Below are 24511 nucleotides of genomic sequence, written 5' to 3'. Positions count from 1 at the left end.
TGCACGTAAAGCGCCTCGCTCACTGCCAGCCGTAGCGGCGGCTGTAGAAGCCTTTGACCATCTGGGTTAGCGTCATATAGCCCGCAAGGATCGCAATCAGCCATGGGAAGTAGCTGAGCGGCAGCGCCTGAAGCTGCAGGTAGCCCGCCAGCGGCGAGAACGGCAGCGCAATCCCCACTACCATCACCAGCAGCGTCATCACAATAAGCGGCCAGGCCGCGCGGCTCTGGATAAAGGGGATCCGCCGCGTACGGATCATATGCACAATCAGCGTCTGCGACAGCAGGCCAACCACGAACCAGCCGGACTGGAACAGGGTCTGATGTTCCGGCGTGTTGGCGTGGAACACCCACCACATCAGGCAGAACGTCAGAATATCGAATATCGAACTGATTGGCCCAAAGAAGACCATAAAGCGGCCGAGATCCGCCGGGTTCCAGCGCTGCGGTTTACGGATCTGCTCATCGTCAACGTTATCAAACGGAATGGCGACCTGGGATACATCGTACAGCAGATTCTGGATCAGCAGATGCAGCGGCAGCATCGGCAGGAACGGCAGGAAGGCGCTGGCCACCAGCACGCTGAACACGTTGCCGAAGTTGGAGCTGGCGGTCATTTTGATGTATTTGAGCATATTGGCGAAGGTCCGGCGGCCTTCAATAACCCCCTCTTCCAGCACCATCAGGCTCTTCTCCAGCAGGATGATATCCGCCGCCTCGCGGGCGATATCCACCGCGCCGTCGACGGAAATACCGATATCCGCCGCGCGCAGCGCCGGAGCGTCGTTAATGCCGTCGCCCATAAATCCCACTACGTGTCCTTCGCGTTTCAGCAGAGTCACGATACGCTCTTTGTGCAGCGGCGCCAGGCGCGCAAACAGGGTGGTACGTTTTGCCAGCTCGGCCAGTTCATCATCGCTCAGCGCTTCAACCTGGCTGCCGATCACCACGTCACCCGCATCCAGACCTACTTCGTGGCAGACTTTGGCCGCCACCAGCTCGCTGTCTCCGGTCAGGATTTTGACCGTAATGCCGCTGGCCTTCAGCGCTTTCAGCGCCGGGGCTGTGGTCTCTTTAGGCGGATCCAGAAAGGCGATATAGCCTTCAAGGATCAGGTCGGATTCATCCGCGCGCTGGTAGTCGCCTTCTCGGGCGGGCAGGTACTTCGTCGCCACCGCCACCACGCGCAGTCCCTGACGGTTGAGGGTGTCGGTTACGCGACGGATGCGCCGCAGCATGGTGTCGTCCAGCGGTACGATGTCGCCGTTATAGCGCACCTGGGTCGAGACGTTGAGGATCTCCTGCAGCGCCCCCTTGCAGATTAGCTGATGGACGTTGTCCTGCTCCTGCACCACCACCGACATGCGGCGACGCTCAAAATCGAACGGGATCTCATCGACTTTCTGCCAGCGTTCCGCCAGCCCGCGCGCTGACTCCAGCTCGACGCCCTCCAGCACCGCGGTATCGAGCAGATTCTTCAGCCCGGTCTGATAGTGGCTGTTAAGCCATGCCGTATGCAGCACGCGTTCGCTCACCTTGCCGGAGACATCGGTGTGGTTCTCCAGCACGATTTTATCCTGCGTCAGGGTGCCGGTTTTATCGGTGCACAGGATGTCCATCGCGCCAAAGTTCTGTATCGCGTCGAGGTGCTTGACGATCACTTTCTGTTTCGACAGCTTCACCGCCCCGCGCGCCAGGGTCGAGGTGACGATCATCGGCAGCATTTCCGGGGTCAGGCCCACCGCGACGGAGAGCGCGAACAGCGCCGCCTCCCACCAGTCGCCTTTGGTGTAGCCGTTAATCAGCAGCACGATCGGGGTCATCACCAGCATAAAGCGGATTAGCAGCATGCTGACCCGGCTGATCCCTTTCTGAAAGGCGTTCGGCTCGCTTTCCTGCTCGCTGACGCGGCCAGCCAGCTGGCCAAACCAGGTGCCGCCGCCGGTAGCGAAAACAATCGCCTGCGCCGAACCGCTCACCACGTTGGTACCCATAAAGCACAGGGTGTCGCACTCCAGCGGGTTTGCCTGCAGCGGGTCGCGGGTGCGGGCCACTTTTTCGACCGGCAGCGATTCACCGGTCAGCGAGGCCTGAGCGACAAACAGGTCGCGCGCCTGAATGACGCGCAGGTCTGCCGGGATCATGTCTCCCGCCGATAGCTTGACGATATCCCCCGGCACCAGCTGGTCGATGGGCAGCTCGCACCAGCGGCTCTCGCCCTGCTCGTTCACCACCCGCAGGACCGTCGCGGTGTTGCTGACCATCGCCTTCAGGGCGTCCGCCGCTTTGGTCGAGCGGGCTTCCTGAATAAAGTTCAGCAGCGTGGAGATCCCCACCATCAGGGCGATAACCGCGGCGGCAAACAGATCTTCCGTTGAGTAGGAGACGATACCCAGAACGGTCAGCAGCAGGTTGAAGGGGTTGCGGTAGCAGCTCCAAAGATGCACCCACCACGGCGACGGCTTCTGCGCCGGGATCTGGTTTTCGCCATACTGCGCGATTTTCTGCGCCACTTCGCCCGCATTTAGCCCTTCCGGATGGCTGGCGAAGGCGCGCCAGATTTCATTCTCATCCATTGCCGCCACGTCCAGGCACTGCTTGCCGAGGGAGTCCGGGATCGGCGCGCTCGCCAGATTGCGGGCATCGGGTAGCGGATCGCGTTGTACTAAACGACGCGGTAAATGACGACCAAGCTGGGCAAACAGCTGGCGGGTAAAATTTTTAAACATAAACAGTCCCTCCGCGCTCGCGCGAGCGAACGCAGGCTACCGACAGGCGCGAGTCAACCTTACCTGTCAGGCATGTTATTTTTATGGCAGGGACGTCAAAGACATCGCTGCTTTACGCTTCCGGTAAAGCAGCGCTACGCAGATTTACCGGAAAATAAGGGGGCTCCATCGAGGATGAGGAGTGGGATCGGGGTCCATAAAATCTCCGGTAAATGAATACAAACGGCGCGAATTATACCGTCGCCGATAATCTATTTGTGGCTATTATGGCGATAATACCCCCGGGCAACTAAACCAGACGTAAACCAGACTTTGCTCATTGTGGTTTCGTTGAGTAGCATTAGGCTCACTTTAAGCGGACCACAACGAGAACCCTGCATGCAAAACCGGCTGACCATCAAAGATATCGCACGCTTAAGCGGCGTCGGGAAATCGACGGTATCGCGCGTGCTTAACAACGAAAGCGGCGTCAGCGAACGCACGCGTGAGCGCGTTGAAGCGGTGATGCAGCAGCACGGGTTTTCGCCCTCACGTTCCGCCAGGGCGATGCGCGGCCAGAGCGATAAAGTGGTGGCGATCATCGTCACCCGTCTGGATTCGCTATCGGAAAACCTCGCCGTACAGACCATGCTTCCCGCCTTTTACGCTCAGGGCTACGATCCGATTATGATGGAGAGCCAGTTCTCCCCGGCGCTGGTCGAGGAGCATCTCGGCATGCTCGCCCGGCGCAATATCGACGGCGTGGTGCTGTTTGGTTTCACCGGCATCCATGAAGAGATGCTCACCCCGTGGCGAGAGACGCTGGTGCTGCTGGCCCGCGACGCGCCGGGCATCGCCTCCGTCTGCTATGACGATGAAGGTTCGATCAGGATGCTGATGCAGCGCCTGTACGATCGCGGGCATCGCCACATCAGTTTCCTCGGCGTGCCGCACAGCGACATCACCACCGGGCAGCGCCGCCACCAGGCCTACCTCGATTTCTGCCAGAAAAAACACCTCACGCCCCTCGCCGCGCTGCCGGGCCTGGGCATGAAGCAGGGGTATGAAAACGTCGCCGGCGTGCTGTCGGCTGAAACCAGCGCGCTGGTCTGCGCCACCGATACCCTCGCGCTGGGAGCCAGCAAATATCTCCAGCAGCAGGGAATCGATCGTCTCCAGCTCGCCAGCGTCGGCAGCACGCCGCTGATGAAGTTTCTCCACCCGGAGATCCTGACGGTCGATCCCGGCTACGCCGAGTCCGGACGCCAGGCGGCGCAGCAGCTGATCGAGCAGATCGCCGGAAACCGTGAACCCCGTCAAATCGTGATTCCCGCCGTACTGAATTAAGCCTGTCTTAACGATTTATGTGATCTTCGCTGGGTTTCGGGAACGTTCCCATTTTGCAATTCAAACGGAGCGAGTAGGATCCAATGCAAGTTAAATGCAACCTCTCCCCTCGGTCATGAGGCCTCATCATGAGTAAAGTGAATCAGCAGGACATCGATAAACTTATCGAACTGGTGGGCGGGCGCGACAATATCGCCACCGTCAGCCACTGTATTACCCGTCTGCGCTTTGTGCTGAATAATCCAGCCATTGCCAAACCGAAAGAAATTGAACAGCTCCGCATGGTGAAGGGCTGCTTTACCAACGCCGGGCAGTTCCAGGTGGTGATCGGTACCGAGGTTGGCGACTACTATAAAGCGCTGCTGGCGACCACCGGCCAGGCCAGCGCCGATAAAGAACAAGCCAAGAAAGCCGCGCGGCAGAATATGAAGTGGCATGAACAGCTCATTTCACACTTCGCGGAGATCTTCTTCCCGCTGCTGCCTGCGCTGATCAGCGGCGGCCTGATCTTAGGCTTCCGCAACGTGATCGGCGATCTGCCGATGAGCAACGGCCAGACGCTGGCGCAGATGCACCCGTCGCTGAAAACCCTTTATGACTTCCTGTGGCTGATTGGCGAGGCGATCTTCTTCTACCTGCCGGTGGGTATCTGCTGGTCCGCGGTAAAGAAAATGGGCGGCACGCCAATCCTCGGCATCGTGCTGGGCGTTACGTTAGTTTCTCCGCAGCTGATGAATGCCTACCTGCTGGGCCAGCAGGTGCCGGAAGTATGGAACTTCGGCCTGTTCACCATTGAGAAAGTCGGCTACCAGGCGCAGGTGATCCCGGCCTTGATGGCGGGGCTGGCGCTCGGCTTTATCGAAACGCGGCTGAAACGCATCGTGCCTGACTACCTCTATCTGGTGATCGTGCCGGTCTGTTCGCTGATCCTGGCGGTCTTTCTCGCCCACGCTTTTATCGGCCCGGTTGGCCGCATGATTGGCGACGGCGTGGCCTGGGCCGTGCGTCATCTGTTAACCGGCAGCTTCGCGCCGATTGGCGCCGCGCTGTTCGGCTTCCTGTACGCGCCGCTGGTGATTACCGGGGTCCATCAGACCACGCTCGCCATCGATATGCAGATGATTCAAAGCATGGGCGGTACGCCGGTCTGGCCGCTGATCGCGCTGTCCAACATCGCCCAGGCGTCGGCGGTGGTGGGTATCATCATCGCCAGCCGTAAACAGAACGAACGCGAAATCTCCGTTCCGGCCGCCATTTCCGCCTACCTCGGCGTCACGGAACCGGCCATGTACGGCATCAACCTGAAATACCGCTTCCCGATGCTCTGCGCGATGGTCGGCTCCGGTCTTGCCGGGCTGCTGTGCGGCCTGAACGGCGTGATGGCCAACGGCATCGGCGTCGGCGGCCTGCCGGGCATTCTCTCTATCCAGCCAACCTACTGGCAGGTTTACGCGCTGGCGATGGCTATCGCCGTGGTCGTGCCGATTGTCCTGACAACGGTTGTTTACCAGCGCAAATTCCGCCAGGGCACCTTACAGATTGTCTGACGACTTATTTTCGGGGCGCGCTGTCGCCCCCCTTTTTTGTAGCAGGAACGCAATATGAATACCCTTCCCCTCTGGTGGCAAAACGGCGTTATTTATCAAATCTATCCAAAGAGTTTCCAGGACACCACCGGGACCGGCACCGGCGATTTGCGCGGCGTGACCTCCCGCCTCGACTATCTGCAAAAGCTCGGCGTTGACGCTATCTGGCTGACGCCGTTTTACGTCTCGCCGCAGGTGGATAACGGCTACGATGTGGCCAACTATACCGCTATCGATCCCGCCTACGGCACGCTCGACGATTTCGACGAGCTGGTGGCCCAGGCGAAGGCGCGAGGAATTCGTATCGTGCTGGATATGGTGCTGAACCACACGTCGACCGAGCACGCCTGGTTCCGCGAAGCGCTCAACAAAGAGAGCCCGTATCGTCAGTTCTATATCTGGCGCGACGGCGAACCGACCACGCCGCCGAACAACTGGCAATCTAAGTTTGGCGGCAACGCCTGGCAGTGGCACGCCGAAAGCGAGCAGTACTATCTGCATCTGTACGCCGTCGAGCAGGCGGATCTGAACTGGGAAAATCCGGCGGTGCGCGCGGAGCTGAAAAAAGTCTGCGAATTCTGGGCCGATCGCGGCGTCGATGGCCTGCGCCTCGACGTGATCAATGTTATCTCCAAAGACCAGACCTTCCCGTCGGATACCGCGGGCGACGGCCGGCGCTTCTATACCGACGGTCCGCGAGCGCACGAATTCTTGCAGGAGATGAGCCGCGATGTCTTTACCCCGCGCAACCTGATGACGGTGGGCGAAATGTCCTCCACCACGCTTGAGCATTGCCAGAAGTACGCGGCGCTCGACGGCAGCGAGCTATCGATGACCTTTAACTTCCACCATCTGAAGGTGGACTATCCCGGCGGCGAGAAGTGGACGCTGGCGCGCCCGGATTTTGTGGCCTTGAAATCGCTGTTCAGGCACTGGCAGCAGGGGATGCACAATCGCGCGTGGAACGCGCTGTTCTGGTGTAATCACGACCAGCCGCGCATCGTCTCCCGCTTCGGCGACGAGGGGGAGTACCGCGTCCCGGCGGCGAAAATGCTGGCGATGGTGCTGCACGGCATGCAGGGCACGCCCTATATCTATCAGGGCGAAGAGATTGGCATGACCAACCCGCACTTTACGCGCATCACCGATTATCGCGACGTTGAGAGCCACAACATGTTTATCGAACGCGCGGCGCAGGGCCGGGATGCGGATGAACTGTTGGCGATTCTGGCCAGCAAATCGCGCGATAACAGCCGCACGCCCATGCAGTGGAACAGCGGTGAGGGCGGCGGATTCACCGCCGGCGAGCCGTGGATTGCGCTGTGCGATAACTATCGCGAGATTAACGCCGAGGCGGCGCTGGCGGACCCGGAATCGGTATTTTATGCCTATCAGCAGCTGATTACGCTGCGCAAGAGCACGCCGGTGCTGACCTGGGGCGACTATCAGGATCTGCTGCCGGAACATCCGTCGCTGTGGTGCTATCGCCGTCAGTGGCAGGGGCAAACCCTGGTGGTCGTGGCGAACCTGAGCCGCGAGTTCCAGCGCTGGCAGCCGGAAGCGATGAGCGGCGACTGGCGGATGCTGATGAGCAACTACGCGGAGGCGGCGAACCGCCCTGCCGATATGACCCTGCGTCCGTTTGAAGCGGTATGGTGGCTGCAGGCGTAACCCCCTACCCGGCTTGCGCTGAGAGTCCCGGGTCGCGCTGCGCTTACCCGGGCTACGGGTTCACCATCTTCTGCGAGCCGGTAGCCCGGACAGGCGCGTCAAGCGCCGCCTCCGGGAATATGCTTTAAATACGATCGGCCGCAGACAGCGTCGCGCTGGCTTCCGGCTGCGCGGACGCCTGCTCTTCTTTCGCCTTCAGGCGATCCCATGCCCGGAAGAACGGATAGTAGATCACCAGCGAGATCGCCAGGTTCACCACCTGTAGCACCGCGCCGGAAATATGCCCTCCCGTCGCCAGATAGCCGCTCATAAAAATAGGCGTGGTAAACGGCAGCGCAATCCCCGCCGGCTTCATCACCAGCCCGGTGGCCATCGCGGTATACGAGACAATCACCAGCAGGACCGGCGTCAAAATAAACGGCAGGAAGAAGTACGGGTTCATCACCAGCGGAATGCCGAATACCATCGGCTCGCTGATATTGAACAGCGCTCCCGGCGCGGCAATTTTCCCCAGCTGTTTCATCTGCTGGCTACGGCTGCGCAGCAGCATAAAAATCACCAGCCCCAGCAGCGCTCCGGTACCGCCGGGCGCAATCCACAGGTCATAAAACTGCTGGGTGATGATATGCGGGATCGGCAGCCCATTCTGAAACGCTTCCAGGTTTTCCGACATATTCGACAGCCAGACCGGGCGAATAAACACCAGCACAATGGTGTCGCCATGCAGCCCCAGGGTCCACAGGATACCAATCAGGATCACCGAGATAATCATCCCCGGCAGCGAACCGCCGACGTGCGACATGGGAATACCGATAAGGGTGGTAATCATGCTATTGATATCACCGAACGGCGAAGCTTCAACGATCAGGCGCAGCGCCAGCACCACGGCCAGCACGCAGAAGCCGGGGATCAGGGCGAGAAAAGATTTCGCCACCGCGGGCGGTACGCCCTCCGGCATGCGGATCACCAGATTACGGCTGGCCACCAGGCGGTAGATCTCCGTGGAAAGCAGCGAAATCACAATCGCCACAAACAGCCCCTGGCTGCCAATCATCCCCACCGGCAGCACGCCTTTGACAAGTTGCGCCGCCGAACCGTCTGCCGGCGTAAAGAGCGTCACCTGGGGGATCGTCATCACAAACGCCACCAGCGACATCGCCCCGGCGCTGAGCGGGTCCAGGGTGCGATATTTTTCCGCCAGCCGGTAGGCAATGCCGAACGCGGAGAGCAGCGCCATGATGTCATAGGTCGCTTTGACCGGGTACAGCATCTTATCGCGCCAGGCATCGCCAAACACGCTGGTCATCATCTCACCGTAGCCGGGAATCGGCAGGTAGGCGAATATCAGGAAAAACGAGCCAATCAGCATAAACGGCATATTGAGAATAATGCCGTCGCGTACCGACAGGACATGCTTCTGACCGCCGATTTTCAGCGCGGCGGGCATGACATAGCGTTCAATAAATGAAGTACGAGACATAGTGGTATCCCCGAAGGCGGAAAAGTTTAGTTAAACTGCGTTAACCAGGGGCGGTTGATGGTTAACACCTCATCAAGCAGCGCCCGGGCATCGGTCACATTCCCGACCAGCGGGTTACTCACCAGCGCCAGCAGCGCGCTATCCCGGCAGCCGTGGACCGCGGCCTCAATCGTCAAGCGCTCGAAGGCTTTCACCTGTTGCGTCAGACCGTTCATGATCGGTGGCAGCGCGCCAAAGGCCAGCGGTCGTGCGCCCTGCGCGTCAATAATGCTGTTAATTTCCACCACCGCATCATCATCGAAGCCTTGAATCGCGCCGTTGTTGCGGGTGTTGACGACCATCTCTTTGCCAAGATTGTTGTAGATGGCGTTAATCAGCTCCACCGCCACTTCGGAGTAGTACGCCCCGCCGCGGAAGCTCAGCTGTTCGGGCTTTTCATCCAGCTCGGGCCGGGCATAGATATCAAACAGCTCCTGTTCCACCTTCATCACCTGTTCCGCGCGGGTGCCTTTGGTTTTGGCCGCCTCAATCTCTTCCGCCAGCATCGCCGGCGTCAGCCAGAAATAGCGATGATAGGGACAGGGGATGGCCTTCAGGGCCCGCAGAAACTCCGCCGGCCACGGCAGCGATTGAATATTGTTCATCGAGAGCGATTGACCGTCACACAGCATGTCGATGACCTTACTGGTCACCTCTTCCCGCCCCTGCATCACCTTGTGTACCCAGACCATATGATTCAGCCCGGCGAAGCTCAGCCGGACCTCCTCTTCTTTTGCGTCCAGCATTCCGGCAATCATGTGCTGCATATTGATGGGCACGTTGCACAGGCCGATGATTTTCGCGCTGCTGTAGCGGCTCACCGCCTCCGTCACGATCCCTGCCGGATTGGTAAAATTAAGGATAAAGGCGTCGGGCGCCAGCGCTTCCACCTTGCGGGCAACCTGTAAAATCACCGGAATCGTGCGCAGCGCTTTGGCAAAGCCGCCGACGCCGGTGGTTTCCTGACCCAGCAGATGGTACTTCAGCCCCAACCGCTCATCCGCCGCCCGCGCCGCCAGCTGCCCAACCCGCAGCTGGGTCAGCACGAATTGAGCGCCGCGAATGGCCTCATCGAGGCCGAAATGCACGCTGACCTTCACCTGTTCAAGGCCATGGCGCTTTAGCATACGCTGGGTCAGCGCGGCGATAATCGCCACTTTCTCGCGCCCGGCTTCGACATCCACCAGCGCCAGTTCCGTGACCGGAATCTGCTGATGGCGAAGGATAATGCCTTCGATAAGTTCCGGCGTATAGCTGCTGCCGCCGCCGATGACGGCAATTTTCAATGTTTGCATAGTGGCCTCATTTTTGGCGTACAGATCCCCGCGCAAGGCCGCAGCGGCGTTGCGAAATGAACGCGTTGATGGGAAAGGGTTAGGAGTTCAGCAGAGCGAGCGCTTTATCGAGGACGGCGGCCCCGCGCATCATGCCGTAATCCGCCATGTCGATCACCGCCACGGCTTTCCCGTGCGGTGCAGCAAGCTCCGTCAATCGGGCCGCTTCATACTTCACCTGAGGCCCCAGTAAGATCACGTCGGCATTGGGCAACTCGCGCTCAAACTCGGCGACGGGTACGGCGTAAATCTCCAGCCCCAGCGCGCGCTGCTGCGCCTCGGCCTTCATTTTGTTAACCAGCATGCTGGTGGACATTCCGGCGGCGCAGCACAGGACGATACGTGGCATAATTCCTCCCAATGGATTTGGCGTAAGCGAGCGCTAAACAGACACCATCGACTATAAGACGAGGTGCCGGTATGGGTGAAGGCTATATGAAAATTTTTTTCACGTACGTGATCGGAGCGTTATTTTTCACCTCTTTACTCCGGCATAAAAGAGAAATTGGCAATAATCTCAGGCATTGTGCGTGGTTGCGTGGTATAAAAAGCCCTCATTAATTGAAAAATATTTTCAATCAGGCGGTGGCGGAGAAAGAGGCTGAAAGCATGGATATCGTAGGACAGTTACAGGAAGGCATGACTCGCTTTAGCGCTCAGGAATCAAGAGTCGCGGCATTTATTCTGCAGAATTTAAGTTTTACCGCCAGCGCTTCGATTGATGAACTGGCGGTGCGCGCTGGCGTGAGCGCAGCCACAATTACCCGCTTTGCCCGCTCCGTCGGCTGCGAGGATATTCGTGATTTGCGAAAGCAGCTGGCGCAGGCTTGCGAACGTCGTACCAGCTGGCTTAACGAGGAGAGCGCCGCGCTGCCCGCCGCGTGGCGCGACAAATTAAGCCTGATTAGCACACATCTTGAGCAGCAGCTGGTGAGCACGCCCGAATCAACGCTGCAAAAGCTGCGCACGCGCCTGCAAAATGCCCGCGCCGTACACTGTTTCGCCCTCGGCGCACAGGACATCGCGCTGGCGACGCTGCTTCAGCACCAGCTACTCTCCATCGGGATCGTGATGAATCTCTGCCAGGACAGCGCCCTGATGCGGATGATCGCCAGTACCCTCAGCGACGATCATCTCCTGCTGGTGCTGGCAACCGGCGAGGCCGACGCGATTTTGCAGGGCGCGACCCTGCTGGCCCGGGTACAGGAAGCGACAATTTTCGCCCTCACCCCCGCCAACCACGCGTTGAGCAATATGGCCTCCGCGCTGCTGCCCCTGCCTGAGAATGCTCAGGCCGCGCGTTACGCCCTGCTGCTGCTGGTTGACCTGCTTAACGACGCGCTGCTCGCCTGACGTTATTCCTTTTGGGCCTGAATTTCCTGCGTTAAGGGCCCATTTTTGCTTATTTTATAAGCGGATAAATTTACATTAAGCGCAAGCGCCCATCATTCCTGCTCTCCTCTTTTTACTTTGTTCTGCATCAATAAAATTGCAAACATCTTTGATGCAAAGCACTACATATAGAACTTAAAATGCATTCCGGCCCCACATATTGTATTAATAGTCTATTATATCACCACTCCCATCGTACTCAGGCGGTGATGGGATGTGGATAAAAAGGGCCAGGATCGGAGGGAAACGGCGGCAGCTACAGCGCCCCGGGGCTTCGGTTGACCTTCCGCCTCTGTGGATAACCTGTTCTGTAAAAAATTATGGAGTGATCATGACACCGCATGTGATGAAACGCGATGGCTGTAAAGTGCCGTTCAAGTCAGAGCGCATTAATGAAGCAATTCTACGTGCAGCTAAAGCAGCGGGAGTCGATGACGCAGACTATTGCGCCACCGTCGCAGAAGTCGTTAGCCAGCAAATGCAGGGCCGCGCTCAGGTGGATATCAGCGAGATCCAGACCGCCGTTGAGAACCAGCTGATGTCCGGTCCCTACAAGCAGCTGGCGCGCGCCTACATTGAATATCGCCACGACCGCGATAGTCAACGTGAAAAGCGCGGTCGTCTGAACCAGGAAATTCGCGGCCTGGTTGAGCAGACCAACTCGGCGTTACTCAACGAGAACGCCAACAAAGACAGTAAAGTCATCCCTACCCAGCGCGATCTGCTGGCGGGCATCGTCGCCAAGCACTACGCGCGCCAACACCTGCTGCCGCATGACGTGGTCATGGCCCACGAGCGCGGCGTGATCCACTATCACGATCTCGACTACTCCCCGTTCTTCCCGATGTTCAACTGCATGCTGATCGATCTTAAAGGCATGCTGACCCAGGGATTTAAAATGGGCAACGCCGAGATTGAGCCGCCGAAGTCGATCTCTACCGCTACCGCGGTGACGGCGCAGATTATCGCTCAGGTCGCCAGCCATATTTATGGCGGTACGACCATCAACCGCATCGATGAAGTACTGGCGCCGTTTGTTACCGAAAGCTTCAATAAGCACCGTAAAATTGCCGAAGAGTGGCACATCCCCGACGCCGAAGGCTACGCCCGTTCCCGCACCGAGAAAGAGTGCTACGACGCCTTCCAGTCGCTGGAATATGAAGTGAACACCCTGCATACCGCCAACGGCCAAACGCCGTTCGTGACCTTCGGTTTCGGCCTCGGCACCAGCTGGGAATCGCGTCTGATTCAGCTGTCCATTCTGCGCAACCGCATTGCGGGACTCGGTAAAAACCGTAAAACGGCGGTATTCCCGAAGCTGGTCTTCGCCATTCGCGACGGCCTGAACCACAAGTTCGGCGATGCGAACTACGACATTAAACAGCTGGCGCTGGAGTGCGCGAGCAAGCGCATGTATCCGGATATTCTTAACTACGATCAGGTCGTGAAGGTGACCGGCTCGTTCAAAACCCCGATGGGCTGCCGCAGCTTCCTCGGCGTGTGGGAAAACGAGGACGGCGAACAGGTGCACGATGGCCGCAACAACCTCGGCGTTATCAGCCTCAACCTGCCGCGCATCGCGCTGGAAGCCCGTGGCGACGAGACTGAGTTCTGGAAACTTCTCGACGAACGCCTGCAGCTGGCGCGTAAAGCGCTGATGACCCGCATCGCCCGCCTGGAAGGGGTGAAGGCTCGCGTGGCGCCGATTCTGTATATGGAAGGCGCCTGCGGCGTGCGTCTGAAAGCGGACGACGATGTCTCTGAGATTTTCAAAAACGGCCGCGCGTCGATTTCGCTGGGCTATATCGGCATTCATGAAACCATCAACGCGCTGTTCGGCAACAAGCATATGTACGATAGCGCAGCGCTGCGTGAGAAAGGCGTCGCCATCGTTCAGCGCCTGCGCGAAGCGGTAGACCAGTGGAAAGACGAGACGGGCTACGGCTTTAGCCTGTACAGCACGCCGAGCGAAAACCTCTGCGACCGCTTCTGCCGTCTGGATACCGCTGAGTTCGGCGTGATCGAAGGCGTAACCGATAAAGGGTATTACACCAACAGCTTCCACCTTGACGTAGAGAAGAAGGTAAACCCGTACGATAAAATCGATTTTGAAGCGCCTTATCCGCCGCTGGCTAACGGGGGCTTTATTTGCTACGGCGAGTACCCGAATATTCAGCACAACCTGAGAGCGCTGGAAGACGTGTGGGATTACAGCTATCAGCACGTGCCCTATTACGGAACCAATACGCCGATCGACGAATGCTACGAGTGCGGCTTTACCGGTGAGTTCGAATGCACCAGCAAAGGCTTCACCTGCCCGAAATGCGGCAACCACGATGCCTCCCGCGTGTCGGTAACCCGCCGCGTGTGTGGCTATCTCGGGAGCCCGGACGCCCGTCCGTTCAACGCCGGCAAGCAGGAAGAAGTGAAGCGCCGCGTGAAGCATCTGGGCAACGGGCAGATCGGTTAATTCCGGGTGGTTTAGCCCCTCCCCTAATCCTCTCCCCTGCCGGGAGAGGGGACCGGCCGGCCACTCAGGAGCTGTTCCCGGATCGCGGCGCAAAGCGCCTTATCCGGGCTACAACCGCGTATGCGGCTCTTCGTAGCCCGGCCGAGCGCAGCGACGCCGGGAGCCGTTCCCTTTACAAATGCAAAGCTCCTCCGTTTTCGCAAAGCAATTCGCGTCAGAGCAAGGCGGCAAACGAGGGAATCCCCGGGAGCGTACATTAAGTACGTGACTGGGGTGAGCGAGCGCAGCCAACGCGGCTATGGCGTTAATTGAGAAGCGAAAAATGAATTACCATCAATATTACCCGGTAGATATCGTTAACGGTCCGGGCACTCGCTGCACCCTGTTCGTTTCCGGCTGCGTTCACGAGTGCCCCGGCTGCTATAACAAGAGCACCTGGCGGCTAAACTCCGGCATGCCGTTCACCGCCGAGATGGCCGACCGCATTATTGCTGACCTCAACGATACCCGCGTTAAGCGCCAGGGGATCACGCTTTCCGGCGGCGACCCGCTGCACCCGCAGAACGTCCCGGAGATCCTTAAGCTGGTGCAGCGCGTTCGCGCCGAGTGCCCCGGCAAAGATATCTGGGTGTGGACCGGCTACAAGCTGGACGAACTTAACGCCGCGCAGATGCAGGTGGTGGATCTCATCAACGTGCTGGTTGATGGCAAATTTGTGCAGGACTTAAAAGACCCGGCGCTAATCTGGCGCGGCAGCAGCAACCAGGTTGTACATCATTTGCGTTAATACCAGCATGGCGTTCATCAGTTAATTTTCACCAGACCACCTTTAATCACCAGCATCCCGCCGCCGTCAACGGTCTGGGTGGCACTGGCTTTGCTGGTCAGAGTAGCCTTAGCTTCCTGGCTGATGGTTGCCGCTTTCTGGGTCAGTGAGGATTTGGCTTCACTGGCGATGCTGGCGGCATCCAGCTTCATGCTGCCTGACGCGCTGGCGTTAAGACCCGCCCCACTCTTTATGTCCAGGGTTTTGCCGCTCTCCAGGGTGAGCGTGCCGCTGACCTTAATCGTCAGATTACCGTCAACATTGAGCGTGTAGTTGCCTTTTACCTTATGCGTCTCATTACCGTCGATGGCGTGTTCCTGATCGCCCTTCACCGTTACGCTGCGTTTCTCTTTCACCTCCAGCATGTCGCTGCCCTTGTCGATTTTCACCGTGCGACTGCCCTTTTTCAGGGTGACGGTTTCGTTGCCCTCTTCGATGGTGCGGGTGCGATCGTTTTTGACGCTGTGAATTTCATCGTGGCTAATCGTGGTGTGACTGTCGTTCAGTATGTTGAGCTGGAAGTCCTTTTGCGCCTGCATCGCCAGCAGCTCGGCATCTTTTTTGTCGTCGAAGCGCAGTTCGTTGAAGCCTTTTTCGCTGCGGGTTTTAATACCGGACTGGGTTTGATTCGCCGGTAGCGCATACGGCAGAGCATTCGCGCCGTTGTACACACAGCCGGTAATGAGCGGCTTATCCGGGTCGCCGTCGATAAAGCTCACCACCACTTCCTGGCCGATACGCGGGATAAACTGCGCGCCAAAACCGTTGCCGCTCCAGGCGGTAGCAACCCGCAGCCAGCAGGAGCTGGTCTCATCGTTTTTGCCTTCCCGATCCCACGGAAACTGCACCTTTACCCGTCCGAGCTTGTCGGTCCAGTTTTCTTCTCCGTTTTTGCCAACCACCGTTGCGGTTTGCGTAGGCATAAACGGCTTTGGCGTGGCGTACCGTGGTTGATACGGCGTGGCTTTTGGGATAGCGGTAAAGCGGTTGCGATAGCGTTCACCGTCATATTCATGGCTGACGGCGGTGATGAGCCAGTCGATATTTAATGCTTTGTCGTCATGTTCGGCGAGGGTAAACCAGTGCCCTGCCATCAGCGCTGCGCAGTCGCTTTCGGCGATAAGCTGTTTCGGCTGCTCAGATTGAGCATTGCCGGGGTGCGCCCCCTGCGCGATGGCCTGTAAACGCAGCTCTACCTGGCGAATCATCCCGGTTTCCCGGGCGCCGCTTGATGTTGCCTGATACTTCACCTTTTTGCCGCCAGAAATGGCCGGGAAGGCGCTATTATCATCCGCCAGCACCAGCGTGTGCTTGCCTTCTTTATGGGTGAAGAACCAGAAGATCCCCTCCTGCTCCAGCAGCCGTGAGACAAAATTGAAGTCGCTTTCGTTATATTGCAGGCAGTATTCGCGTTTTTGGGGTTGGGTTTTGAGCTGGAATGTGTAGTCGCTAAATCCGGCATCCTTAAACACTTTCGCGACGATTTCCTGCGCGCTGAGGTTCTGGAAAACGCGGTTGTTGTTGCCGAGCGTCAGCCACCACAGCCACGGGCGCAGCACAAACTGATAGCGGACAGCGTTGCCGTTTGCCGGAAGCAGGCGCGCTTCGGCGATCAGCCCGTCGTAGTCAGCGCTGTTTATGGCGGCGGTAAGATGGGCCGCCAGCGTGGTATTAAGGGTTAACGGCGCAGAGGCGGTAGCGGCGATGGTCGCGGTGGTCAGGCCGTTAAGTTGCGATTCGGTGCGCGCGGTCGCGGCGGTGAGGCCGTTTAAGGTTGGAGCGATGAGTTTTATTATGGTGGTTTCGGGCATAGGAAACTCCTTTTCAGCAGCAGCGCTAACGCCGGTCAGCCTGATGATAAACATCATCACCATCGCACCGACCTATGGCGATCGCAGGAACGATAACCTACTCATCCTCGACCTGATACCCGGCGCTACGTAGCTTGATTTTATAGCGGTATAATTTACCGGAAAGGCAGGCGGTGCGAAGCTTCCACCCTCAGCTACCTTTTTTATTCGTCGCCATATCCCAAACGGAAGAGACGTTGCCTTCTTTCTGACTATCCGATTTCTGAGCGCTGATTTCCCATTTAATTTTGGTAAAGTTCAGCGACATTGTTTCGACCGGCTTGCCGCCGGAACCGCCGCTAACGCTCAGATGTGAGATAACGACATTCGTCAGGGTATATATGATGAATGGCAGCATTTTACCGTTATCATTACGGCACAACGTCAGCACAGCTTCTTTAATCATTTTCCCGCTACAGCAGTACTCATTGAGCTTTGGCGTCGCGAGATCGACAAACTTGGTCAACGACATTTCACCGACATGCGCCCGCCCTGAGGTGCGTTCATTATTACTGACGTCGTTGGTGACCGGCATCGCCACGTTATGGCTGAAGGTCATGATCTCAAGCTGTTTTTCAAATCCTTTGGCCTGACTTTCACCTTCGATATTGTCGAGCTTTAAAAAAATCACATCCATGGGTTACTCCTTATCAATCAGACGGCAACCGGTAGCGGCAATTCCGCCATCAGCCGAATCGCACCGTTTTTTTTCACATTCCCGTTATTTTTACGCACATTGAACTAATACAATAACTTTAATGCTAAGCGTCTTCGCCTATATTCATCCTTTCTTATTACGAGAATATTCGTAGCGCTACTTATATCGCCATACTATCCAAATGGTATTTTTACGGCGACCATAAGCAATATAAAAGACACAACCACAAATAAATATCAATCAAATTATTCGCTGCCAATCACCGAGTGAAAATTGATAAAAATCAAATTAAAAACAAGTAATTAATCAAAATCAATTAGATGTAAAGCAACCAATCAAAATATACATCGATGAAAACCTCTCGCTGATATTAACGCTTTAACAGGTTAAATTATAAATAGTGATGTGAATCAAAAAACGCATCTGCTTTATTTATTACTTTGGTTATGTAGTATCTGTTCAAACTAATAAACGGGCACTTAAGGTTATAAAGGCGCATCAGTTTATTCCGCGAGTCATCGTCCGCCGACTATGGCGGCAACTGGGGGTATTACCATGAGCTGTCCCGGAGTTTGTACCGGCGCATTATTGCAGTGTTCATTTGGCATCGCGCCTGGCACGCTGAACATACTGCCCACAAGCCGCACCCTCGTCAGCAACATGCCGATGGCGAATATTATGGATAACAAACCGTTTGTGAATATTATGCCGTACGGGATGTGCAGCAGTATTGCCAATCCGACGGTTGCCGCCGCCACCGCCGCGGCGCTCGGTGTGCTGACGCCGATGCCCTGTATTCCGACAACGCCCGCGCCGTGGGCGCCGGGTTCGCCAACGGTGCTGGTGGGAAATATGCCCGCCCTCACCGCCCAGTCGAAGTTAATCTGCATATGGGGCGGGGTAATTCAAATTAGTTTTCCGGGACAGGTGACGACGGTCGTGGCATGATTTTGTGAACGGTGACAGATGCATAAAACGTGGCGAAGGGCCGTACGGTAAAAATCAAAACCGGCTGACGCACTCCATGGCCACCGTTTTAAACTCAGCAAAACTGCGGGTGGCGGCAAGGCGGGCCATTGCCCGTTCGCGCAGGAATGTGACGAAAATATCGTAGATGGCCATCGCCTCTTCATACTCGCTTTTACTGATGGCGAGCAGGAAGATGATATGCGCGGTTTCATCGCCCCAGGCGATACCGTGCGGGGCGATAACCGTATAGACCACGGTCTTTTTCGCCAGCAGGCCGAGGGCGTGAGGCAGCGCGATCCCGTCACCGAGCATGGTGCTGACGATAGCCTCACGCTCCACCACCGACCCATGAAACTCCGCTCCGACAAACCCCTCCTGCTGCAGCTGCTGGCACAGCGTGGCAAACAGCGCCTGCTGATCCATCGGGGTATCTATCACCTGGAAGTGGGCCTCATCAAAATATTTATTCAGCATCCAGGGACGCGTGCGGTCCACCAGCACCAGCTTGCCGATTTGGTCGAGCTGGTAGTCGGTAGGAAACGGCGCAATGGTGACCACCGGCTTCTCTTTCTCGCTGATGCGCACGGTGGAAATAACAAAATCTTCCGCGATCTCTTCCCGCTGTTCATATTCGCGTTGCGAAAGGGTGGCGGCAATTTCCAGCTGCGGATACTTACGCTGCAGGATGGCTTCAATCATCCGCACCATCGCGTTGCTGGTATCGCAGACCAGCAGCACCTGCGGCTGACGCTGATAGCCGATATTGTAATGGCGCTCCAGCCCGACGCCGATATGCAGCACCAGAAAGCCGATCTCGTTTTCGCTGATGGCGTAGGGAGTATATTTCCCCCAGCTCGATACCGCCGCCAGGGTCATGTCCCACGCCATGGGGTAGTGCTGTTTGATATTTTCCAGAAGCGGGTTGGGGATCATTATCTGGTAGCGCACGCGGGTGATCATGGTCTTAATATGGGTCAGTAAATCCGCATGCAGCTGGGCATCGTCCAGCAGATTGTAGTTATATTGCTGATTGATATAGCGCAGGATGTAGTTCACCAGCGCTTCATCGTCGTCGGCGCTGATGGTGCCCGGATCGACGTCCTGCACCTGGCGGGCGGCAAGGTGGACGCACAGCCACTCCTCTTCCGCCGGAGCAAGCAGTTTGCCCGCCAGCTGCTGCATCGTGTTTGCCAGCTCGCGTGCGGCGTCGCGTACGTTTTGCGCCACATCCTCGGCGCTAAAATCGGCCAGCGGATACCCTTCGCTCACGCGGCGCACGGCAACCGCACCGTACAGGCAGATAAAGCGCTCCCCCGCGTCCGTCAGCCGCACGTGATGGCGGGTTAACGTCTCCTGCAGCACGCCGGCCAGCAGCGTCGGTACGCTGGCGTCAAACGCCTCTTCGCCAATAAGCGGGTTAAGCGGCCCCTGCTGGCTCAGCTCCCACAGCAGATCGGTCAGGCAGGCGCGAATGGAGACCTCGCTGCCGAACAGCTTCATGCCGTGGCGCGGCCGGGTCTCGAGGGTGAGCTGATAACGCTGAAAACGCTCGCGTACGTCAACCATATCGCCCTGTAAGGTGGCGCGGCTGACGAACCACGCATCGGCCAGATCCTCCAGCTTGATAGAAAACGCGGAAGTTAAAAAGCGCACCAGCAAAAAGTGGATGCGATCCGCCGCGGTTCGCGGGATATGCTGCGCTTTCGGCGCGCTCTCTTCCAGCGTCTGATAGCGCGTCGGATCGTGAATCACCAGCTGATAGCCGCTGCCGCGGCTGAGGTTAAACTGCGCGCCGTAGTGCAGCAGCAGCGCGTTCAGCGCGGTGATGTCCGCGCGTACCGTGCGAGTAGAAACCGACAGCCGCTGCGCCAGCTCCTCCTGCGGCAGCGTTTCGTTTTGCAACAGAGTAAACAGCTGCGCTAAACGTTGATGGGGAAATCGCATGTCAGTTCCTTTTTCTTACGGCTCAGGGTTGAGCGGATATCACCATCTGCGACGGGCTGCCAACCGGGGTGTAGTCCGGAGAGAACGTCAGCCTGCCATCCTTCGACGCGACGCGAAAGCGGGTGATGTTGTCGCTACGCTGGTTCATGACGTACAGCCACTGTCCCTGACTGTCCAGCGTCAGCGTGCGCGGATAGTCGCCGCGGGTCCAGATATCGTCCTGGTGGCTCAGGCTGCCGTCAGCCAGCACCGTAAAGTGGGCGATACTGTTATGCAGTCGGTTGGCGACGTACAGCTGTTTGCCATCGCGGCTCAGGACCAGGCCGGCGGCAAAGCTGGTGCCCTTATACTCTGCAGGCAGCGCCGAGACCGTTTTCCCCTCGCGCAGCAGGCCGCTTTGCTTATCGAGATGATAAAAAGTGAGCGTCGACGCCTCTTCGTTAATCAACCATAGTCCGTCACCCTGCGGCGTAAACACAAAGTGGCGCGGTCCGGAGCCGGGAGATGAGGCCGCGATAAACGGCGGATCGTTCGGCGTCAGCTTCCCTGTGGCGCTATCCAGCCGGTACTGATAGATCCGGTCCAGGCCGAGATCGGTGGAGTAAACGAATTTACCGCTGGGATCGGCGGCGATCATATGGGCGTGGGGGCCGTTATGATCGCTAATGGCAAAACTGCCTTCGACGGCTGCCGCCGGGCGTTCCGCGCCCGCAGGCCCTTGATCCTGACGCACATCCACCGCCTCGCCCAGGTTACCATCTTCTTTCACCGGCAGCACGGCGATACTGCCGCTGACGTAGTTTGCCACCAGCAGATGACGTCCATCGGGGGTCAGGGAGAGATAAACCGGCCCGGCGCCGCCGGAAGCGACCTGATTCAGCTCGCTCAGTTCACCGTTGCTGCCGATGCGCCACGCCTGCACCACTCCCTTTTCCACTTCGCTGGCGCCGTACAGGGTTTTGCCATCCGCCGAGACGGTAAGCTGGGCCAGGTCAGGCAGCGTCCCGACCAGCGTTTTATCGCGCAGCGCCCCGGTCTGGCTATCGACGGTAAAGCGATACAGCCCTTCGCCATTGGGGTTGTAGGTGCCGACCCAGGCGTACTGGGTTTGCGCAGCGGCGCCGGCGGCGAGCAGAGAGAGTGAAGCAACAAGCAGGTGACGAGCGGTTGGCATGGTGACTCCTTGATGGTTCGGTGGCGGTTTCCCTTCGCCCTAACCCTCTCCCCGTTGGGGAGAGGGCCGGGTGAGGGATAATCGGCGCTATTTTACTAACTGTTTGGTGATCGAAAGCAGCTGACGCACGTCCGCCGGGCGGGTGTGACCGCTGGCTTTATCAATAATCGAACTGTAGATATGCGGGATAATTTTACTTACCCCTGCGTCCAGCGCGATCTGCAGGATCTCGCCGTAGTTTTCCAGATCGATCCCGCCGGTGGGCTCCAGCCAGAAATCATGACGGGCGCAGGCCTCGGCCACCGCAATAAACTCGTCGCGATGCTTCAGCCCGCCCATCGGGAAATATTTAATCGAACTGCCGCCCATATCTTTCAGCAGCGCAATCGCCGTTTCCAGCGGTACGATGCCGTCCGGCGCGCCGCTGCTGAGCGGACCGGTGGAGATCTTCACCATTCCCGGCGTACCGGTTGGCGACACCAGGCCGTTAACCACGGTTTCGTTCTGCCCCAGCAGCGCGCGGCTGGTCGCCACGCCGGTAAATACCTGGTTGACGTGCTGCGGCTGCACCTGACGCGAAATTTCGCTGACCATCGCCGACTGGTTCGGGTCGCCCGCGCCCAGTCCCACGGAGAGCGCGTTATCAATCCGCTGCGCGTATTCACGCATATCGGCAACCGCGCTGGCGACGTCCGGGTAATTTTTGGAGAGCACGCCCACCAGTACATGACCTTCCGCCGCCTCATAAATCTCGCTGGCGTTCTCTTTGCTCCCCGCCAGCACGTTCAGGCAGACGCGGTCACGATAAAAATTAGGGGTCAGTTTCATGCGTTTTTCTCCTTGTTCAAAACTTCTGCGATGCGACGGGAGACAATCTCCAGCTGCTGCGCGTTCACGCTGCGGACATCGGCTTCAATAATGCCTTCATTTGCTTTATAGCCACGGAAGTAGATGGCGTATTCGCCCTGCTTCAGCGCATTGACCAGATCGCCGGTATCGACGCCGGTCACCGCTTCATCAAACTTGATCTCCGCCCGCGCGATATCGCGGCCGGCGCTGTCCCAGACCACCCGCGCGGTGACGCCATCGAGCGTATTGAGCTGCTGAATAAACGGCGTCATCTTCGCCACCATCTCTTCACCGCTCTCTTTGCGCGCCGTCAGATAGTGCTCAATGGCGCAGGTCAGGCCGAGGATCCCCTCTTTGCCCACCTTCATCGCCCGGCCAATGCCGTTCGACTGACGTTTAACCCACTCAACGTATTGGGTTTTGCCAATCACCAGCCCGCTGGTCGGCCCTTCGATCGCCTTCGCGCCGCTATAAATCACCAGATCCGCGCCGGCGCGATAGTAGGCCTGGAGGTCTTCCTCCGCCGCCGCGTCGACAATCAGCGGCAGATTATGGCTCTGCGCCACCGCTGCCGCCTGCGCCACGTTGAGCATGCTTTTCTGCACGCAGTGGTGGGATTTGATATACAGAATGGCCGCGGTGCGCGGGGTAATGGCCGCCGCCAGCTGCCCGGCGGAACATTCATTGGCGTAGCCCGCTTCCACCAGCCTACCGCCGCCCAGCGCCACCATGGTGCCCACCGGCGCGCCAAAATTGACGTTATGACCCTTAGGCAGCACGATTTCGTTGTTTTCAATCGGCGTCACGTGCAGGTTTTCCAGCAGCCAGTCGCTGTCTTTTACCAGCACCGCCGCCACCGACTGGGCGATGCCCGCCGAGGCGCAGGAGACGACGGTCGCCCCTTCCACGTCCAGCAGCTTCGCAATATACGCGCCGGTTTTATTGACCAGATCTTTCATCTCGAAGTACTGGTTCATCCCCGCCATCGCGGCGTCCACCACTTCCGGCCGCGGCGTGGAGACGCCGAGAATGGTCATACGACCGGAGGTATTAATCACCTGTTTTAAATCATATTTCTCAAAAATCGAAGGCATTTTCCGCGCTCCCTTGTTCGGTCAGATAGCCCTTGCCCGCGCGAACGGCGGCAAGCGGCAGCAGAGTCTTGTCGGTCTGAAGGCTCTCTTTTTCCGCATCCACCAGCACCGTTGGCGTCTGCGCGAGAGTAAACAGCGTCAGGTCGGCGTCGTAACCCACTTCCAGCCGCCCTTTGTGGCTAAGACGCAGGCCTTCAGCGGCGTTGGCGGTCACGCAGTCAATGACCTGCGGCAGCGACATGCCAATGGCGAGGAATTTCGACATCACCAGCGCCAGCGAGCGCACCGGGCCGTCGATACGGTTGCGGCAGTAAATATCGGAGCTGATGGTGTGCGGCAGAATGCCCATAGCAATCGCCCGCCGCGCCACCTCGAAGCTGAAGCTGGCGGTGCCGTGGCCGATATCAAGGCGCACGCCGCGCTGTAGCGCGCGGGAAATCGAGCTTTTCAGCTCGCCGGACGGCGTCAGGATACGATTGGGTTTACCGTTGTAGCAGTGGGTAATGATGTCGCCGGAGGTCAGCAGGTCGGCGATCTCATCAAGGTCGGGCGGATTGTTGCCGATATGCACCATCAGCGGCAGGCCGCCGTTTTCCTGCTGAATCGCCTTTGCGCGCGCCAGCGGCGTAATGCCGTTTTCCCCCACCACGCTGCTGCTCATCCGCGCCTTCAGGCCGACGATAAAGTTCGGGTAGCGGTTGACCGCCTGCTTCACCTCCTCCGCGTCGATATTCGCCATATTGGCCAGTTCATTCTGGGCAATCAGCCCGACGCGGGAGATGTTAAGCAGGGCGTAAACTTCGGTCGCGGCTTTGCGGGTCAGCTGGTAGAAATCATCCACGTCGTCCGCGCCGGTGCTGCCCGCGTCAATCACGGTGGTCACGCCGGTAGCAACCCCCACGCTGTCCGGCTCATCATGGTAAATCGGCGAGTTCGGATAGCAGTGAACGTGAGAGTCAATCCAGCCTGCACTGACGTAATAACGACCGTCCAGCTCAAGGGTTTTGCGCGCAGGCGCGCTAATCTCGCCAAGCGCCGCGATTTTACCGTCCCGGATGGCGATATCGGTCAGGGTATCGTCGACGAGGCGCGCACGGCGCAGGAGTAAATCAAACATGTCT

General features: G+C 58.1%; 19 protein-coding genes. 7 read left to right on the top strand and 12 right to left on the bottom strand.

The genetic code is table 11. The annotated features are described in order from the left end of the window. Positions 1–19: 19 nt before the first annotated feature. Positions 20–2728: a magnesium-translocating P-type ATPase gene (gene mgtA / locus FQK12_RS25605; protein ID WP_014227668.1), complete on the bottom strand. Its 2709-nt coding sequence runs from the start codon at positions 2726–2728 to the stop codon at positions 20–22. Positions 2729–2872: 144 nt separating this feature from the next. Further along, positions 2873–2926: a mgtA regulatory leader peptide MgtL gene (mgtL, locus tag FQK12_RS28055; protein ID WP_219620490.1), complete on the bottom strand. Its 54-nt coding sequence runs from the start codon at positions 2924–2926 to the stop codon at positions 2873–2875. A 180-nt stretch (positions 2927–3106) separates the two neighbouring features. On the opposite strand from mgtL, the gene treR reads away from it, so the two are divergent. The 3 genes from treR to treC all read left to right on the top strand — a co-directional run bounded on the left by treR (position 3107) and on the right by treC (position 7311). Continuing rightward, positions 3107–4054 (top strand): trehalose operon repressor TreR, encoded by a 948-nt coding sequence (gene treR, locus FQK12_RS25600; protein ID WP_014227667.1) that lies wholly within the window; start codon positions 3107–3109, stop codon positions 4052–4054. Between the two features lie 128 nt (positions 4055–4182). Beyond that, a complete protein-coding gene (treB, locus tag FQK12_RS25595) occupies positions 4183–5601 on the top strand; it encodes a PTS trehalose transporter subunit IIBC (RefSeq protein WP_014227666.1) in 1419 nt (472 codons plus the stop codon). A 54-nt stretch (positions 5602–5655) separates the two neighbouring features. Then, positions 5656–7311 (top strand): alpha,alpha-phosphotrehalase, encoded by a 1656-nt coding sequence (treC, locus tag FQK12_RS25590; RefSeq protein WP_014227665.1) that lies wholly within the window; start codon positions 5656–5658, stop codon positions 7309–7311. 124 nt (positions 7312–7435) lie between these two features. Here treC and celB read toward each other — a convergent pair whose 3' ends face one another. From celB to FQK12_RS25575, 3 genes are all read right to left on the bottom strand, one after another. Then, a complete protein-coding gene (gene celB / locus FQK12_RS25585; RefSeq protein ID WP_014227664.1) occupies positions 7436–8791 on the bottom strand; it encodes a PTS cellobiose transporter subunit IIC in 1356 nt (451 codons plus the stop codon). Between the two features lie 26 nt (positions 8792–8817). After that, the gene (locus FQK12_RS25580) at positions 8818–10125 is read right to left on the bottom strand and encodes a 6-phospho-beta-glucosidase (protein ID WP_014227663.1); all 1308 of its coding nucleotides are present in this window, start codon (positions 10123–10125) and stop codon (positions 8818–8820) included. Between the two features lie 79 nt (positions 10126–10204). Further along, positions 10205–10513 (bottom strand): PTS sugar transporter subunit IIB, encoded by a 309-nt coding sequence (locus tag FQK12_RS25575; protein WP_014227662.1) that lies wholly within the window; start codon positions 10511–10513, stop codon positions 10205–10207. A gap of 260 nt (positions 10514–10773) precedes the next feature. On the opposite strand from FQK12_RS25575, the gene FQK12_RS25570 reads away from it, so the two are divergent. From FQK12_RS25570 to nrdG, 3 genes are all read left to right on the top strand, one after another. Continuing rightward, on the top strand, positions 10774–11517 hold the full coding sequence (locus FQK12_RS25570; RefSeq protein ID WP_032695179.1) for a MurR/RpiR family transcriptional regulator: 744 nt from the start codon (positions 10774–10776) through the stop codon (positions 11515–11517). 370 nt (positions 11518–11887) lie between these two features. After that, positions 11888–14026, top strand: a complete 2139-nt coding sequence (nrdD, locus tag FQK12_RS25565) for an anaerobic ribonucleoside-triphosphate reductase (protein ID WP_014227660.1) — start codon at positions 11888–11890, stop codon at positions 14024–14026. A gap of 322 nt (positions 14027–14348) precedes the next feature. Then, a complete protein-coding gene (gene nrdG / locus FQK12_RS25560) occupies positions 14349–14813 on the top strand; it encodes an anaerobic ribonucleoside-triphosphate reductase-activating protein (RefSeq protein WP_014227659.1) in 465 nt (154 codons plus the stop codon). A gap of 17 nt (positions 14814–14830) precedes the next feature. Here the strand turns inward: nrdG and FQK12_RS25555 are convergent, their stop codons facing one another. Further along, positions 14831–16663, bottom strand: coding sequence for a type VI secretion system Vgr family protein (locus FQK12_RS25555; RefSeq protein WP_038422891.1), 1833 nt, complete (start codon positions 16661–16663; stop codon positions 14831–14833). A gap of 190 nt (positions 16664–16853) precedes the next feature. Then, a complete protein-coding gene (locus tag FQK12_RS25545; RefSeq protein ID WP_014227657.1) occupies positions 16854–17339 on the bottom strand; it encodes an Hcp family type VI secretion system effector in 486 nt (161 codons plus the stop codon). A 576-nt stretch (positions 17340–17915) separates the two neighbouring features. On the opposite strand from FQK12_RS25545, the gene FQK12_RS25540 reads away from it, so the two are divergent. Next, a complete protein-coding gene (locus FQK12_RS25540) occupies positions 17916–18308 on the top strand; it encodes a DUF4280 domain-containing protein (protein WP_038422892.1) in 393 nt (130 codons plus the stop codon). A gap of 54 nt (positions 18309–18362) precedes the next feature. Here the strand turns inward: FQK12_RS25540 and FQK12_RS25535 are convergent, their stop codons facing one another. From FQK12_RS25535 to FQK12_RS25515, 5 genes are all read right to left on the bottom strand, one after another. Then, positions 18363–20273 (bottom strand): BglG family transcription antiterminator, encoded by a 1911-nt coding sequence (locus FQK12_RS25535; RefSeq protein ID WP_014227655.1) that lies wholly within the window; start codon positions 20271–20273, stop codon positions 18363–18365. A 22-nt stretch (positions 20274–20295) separates the two neighbouring features. Further along, a complete protein-coding gene (locus FQK12_RS25530) occupies positions 20296–21447 on the bottom strand; it encodes a lactonase family protein (protein WP_014227654.1) in 1152 nt (383 codons plus the stop codon). 87 nt (positions 21448–21534) lie between these two features. Then, positions 21535–22275, bottom strand: a complete 741-nt coding sequence (dagF, locus tag FQK12_RS25525; RefSeq protein WP_014227653.1) for a 2-dehydro-3-deoxy-phosphogluconate aldolase — start codon at positions 22273–22275, stop codon at positions 21535–21537. Then, positions 22272–23390: a DgaE family pyridoxal phosphate-dependent ammonia lyase gene (locus FQK12_RS25520; protein ID WP_014227652.1), complete on the bottom strand. Its 1119-nt coding sequence runs from the start codon at positions 23388–23390 to the stop codon at positions 22272–22274. Before FQK12_RS25520 ends, dagF begins: the two co-directional genes overlap by 4 nt. Continuing rightward, positions 23374–24507, bottom strand: coding sequence for an amidohydrolase/deacetylase family metallohydrolase (locus FQK12_RS25515; RefSeq protein WP_014227651.1), 1134 nt, complete (start codon positions 24505–24507; stop codon positions 23374–23376). The genes FQK12_RS25520 and FQK12_RS25515 overlap by 17 nt, the downstream gene beginning before the upstream one ends. Between the last annotated feature and the right edge of the window lie 4 nt (positions 24508–24511).

This window comes from Klebsiella sp. ME-303 (genome assembly GCF_007910085.1).
GTDB lineage: Bacteria > Pseudomonadota > Gammaproteobacteria > Enterobacterales > Enterobacteriaceae > Klebsiella > Klebsiella michiganensis.
Note: the sequence above shows the minus strand (reverse complement) of the source record. Positions and strands in the feature narration are given on the sequence as shown.

What these genes read in the sequence shown, in the direction of transcription:
- FQK12_RS25575 (WP_014227662.1), bottom strand. Translation starts at nt 10,513, where the DNA reads ATGCCACGTATCGTCCTGTGCTGCGCCGCCGGAATGTCCACCAGCATG.
- treB (WP_014227666.1), top strand. Translation starts at nt 4,183, where the DNA reads ATGAGTAAAGTGAATCAGCAGGACATCGATAAACTTATCGAACTGGTG.
- FQK12_RS25520 (WP_014227652.1), bottom strand. Translation starts at nt 23,390, where the DNA reads ATGCCTTCGATTTTTGAGAAATATGATTTAAAACAGGTGATTAATACC.
- FQK12_RS25530 (WP_014227654.1), bottom strand. Translation starts at nt 21,447, where the DNA reads ATGCCAACCGCTCGTCACCTGCTTGTTGCTTCACTCTCTCTGCTCGCC.
- celB (WP_014227664.1), bottom strand. Translation starts at nt 8,791, where the DNA reads ATGTCTCGTACTTCATTTATTGAACGCTATGTCATGCCCGCCGCGCTG.
- FQK12_RS25555 (WP_038422891.1), bottom strand. Translation starts at nt 16,663, where the DNA reads ATGCCCGAAACCACCATAATAAAACTCATCGCTCCAACCTTAAACGGC.
- mgtA (WP_014227668.1), bottom strand. Translation starts at nt 2,728, where the DNA reads ATGTTTAAAAATTTTACCCGCCAGCTGTTTGCCCAGCTTGGTCGTCAT.
- treC (WP_014227665.1), top strand. Translation starts at nt 5,656, where the DNA reads ATGAATACCCTTCCCCTCTGGTGGCAAAACGGCGTTATTTATCAAATC.
- dagF (WP_014227653.1), bottom strand. Translation starts at nt 22,275, where the DNA reads ATGAAACTGACCCCTAATTTTTATCGTGACCGCGTCTGCCTGAACGTG.
- FQK12_RS25515 (WP_014227651.1), bottom strand. Translation starts at nt 24,507, where the DNA reads ATGTTTGATTTACTCCTGCGCCGTGCGCGCCTCGTCGACGATACCCTG.
- nrdD (WP_014227660.1), top strand. Translation starts at nt 11,888, where the DNA reads ATGACACCGCATGTGATGAAACGCGATGGCTGTAAAGTGCCGTTCAAG.
- FQK12_RS25540 (WP_038422892.1), top strand. Translation starts at nt 17,916, where the DNA reads ATGAGCTGTCCCGGAGTTTGTACCGGCGCATTATTGCAGTGTTCATTT.
- FQK12_RS25580 (WP_014227663.1), bottom strand. Translation starts at nt 10,125, where the DNA reads ATGCAAACATTGAAAATTGCCGTCATCGGCGGCGGCAGCAGCTATACG.
- treR (WP_014227667.1), top strand. Translation starts at nt 3,107, where the DNA reads ATGCAAAACCGGCTGACCATCAAAGATATCGCACGCTTAAGCGGCGTC.
- FQK12_RS25545 (WP_014227657.1), bottom strand. Translation starts at nt 17,339, where the DNA reads ATGGATGTGATTTTTTTAAAGCTCGACAATATCGAAGGTGAAAGTCAG.
- nrdG (WP_014227659.1), top strand. Translation starts at nt 14,349, where the DNA reads ATGAATTACCATCAATATTACCCGGTAGATATCGTTAACGGTCCGGGC.
- FQK12_RS25570 (WP_032695179.1), top strand. Translation starts at nt 10,774, where the DNA reads ATGGATATCGTAGGACAGTTACAGGAAGGCATGACTCGCTTTAGCGCT.
- FQK12_RS25535 (WP_014227655.1), bottom strand. Translation starts at nt 20,273, where the DNA reads ATGCGATTTCCCCATCAACGTTTAGCGCAGCTGTTTACTCTGTTGCAA.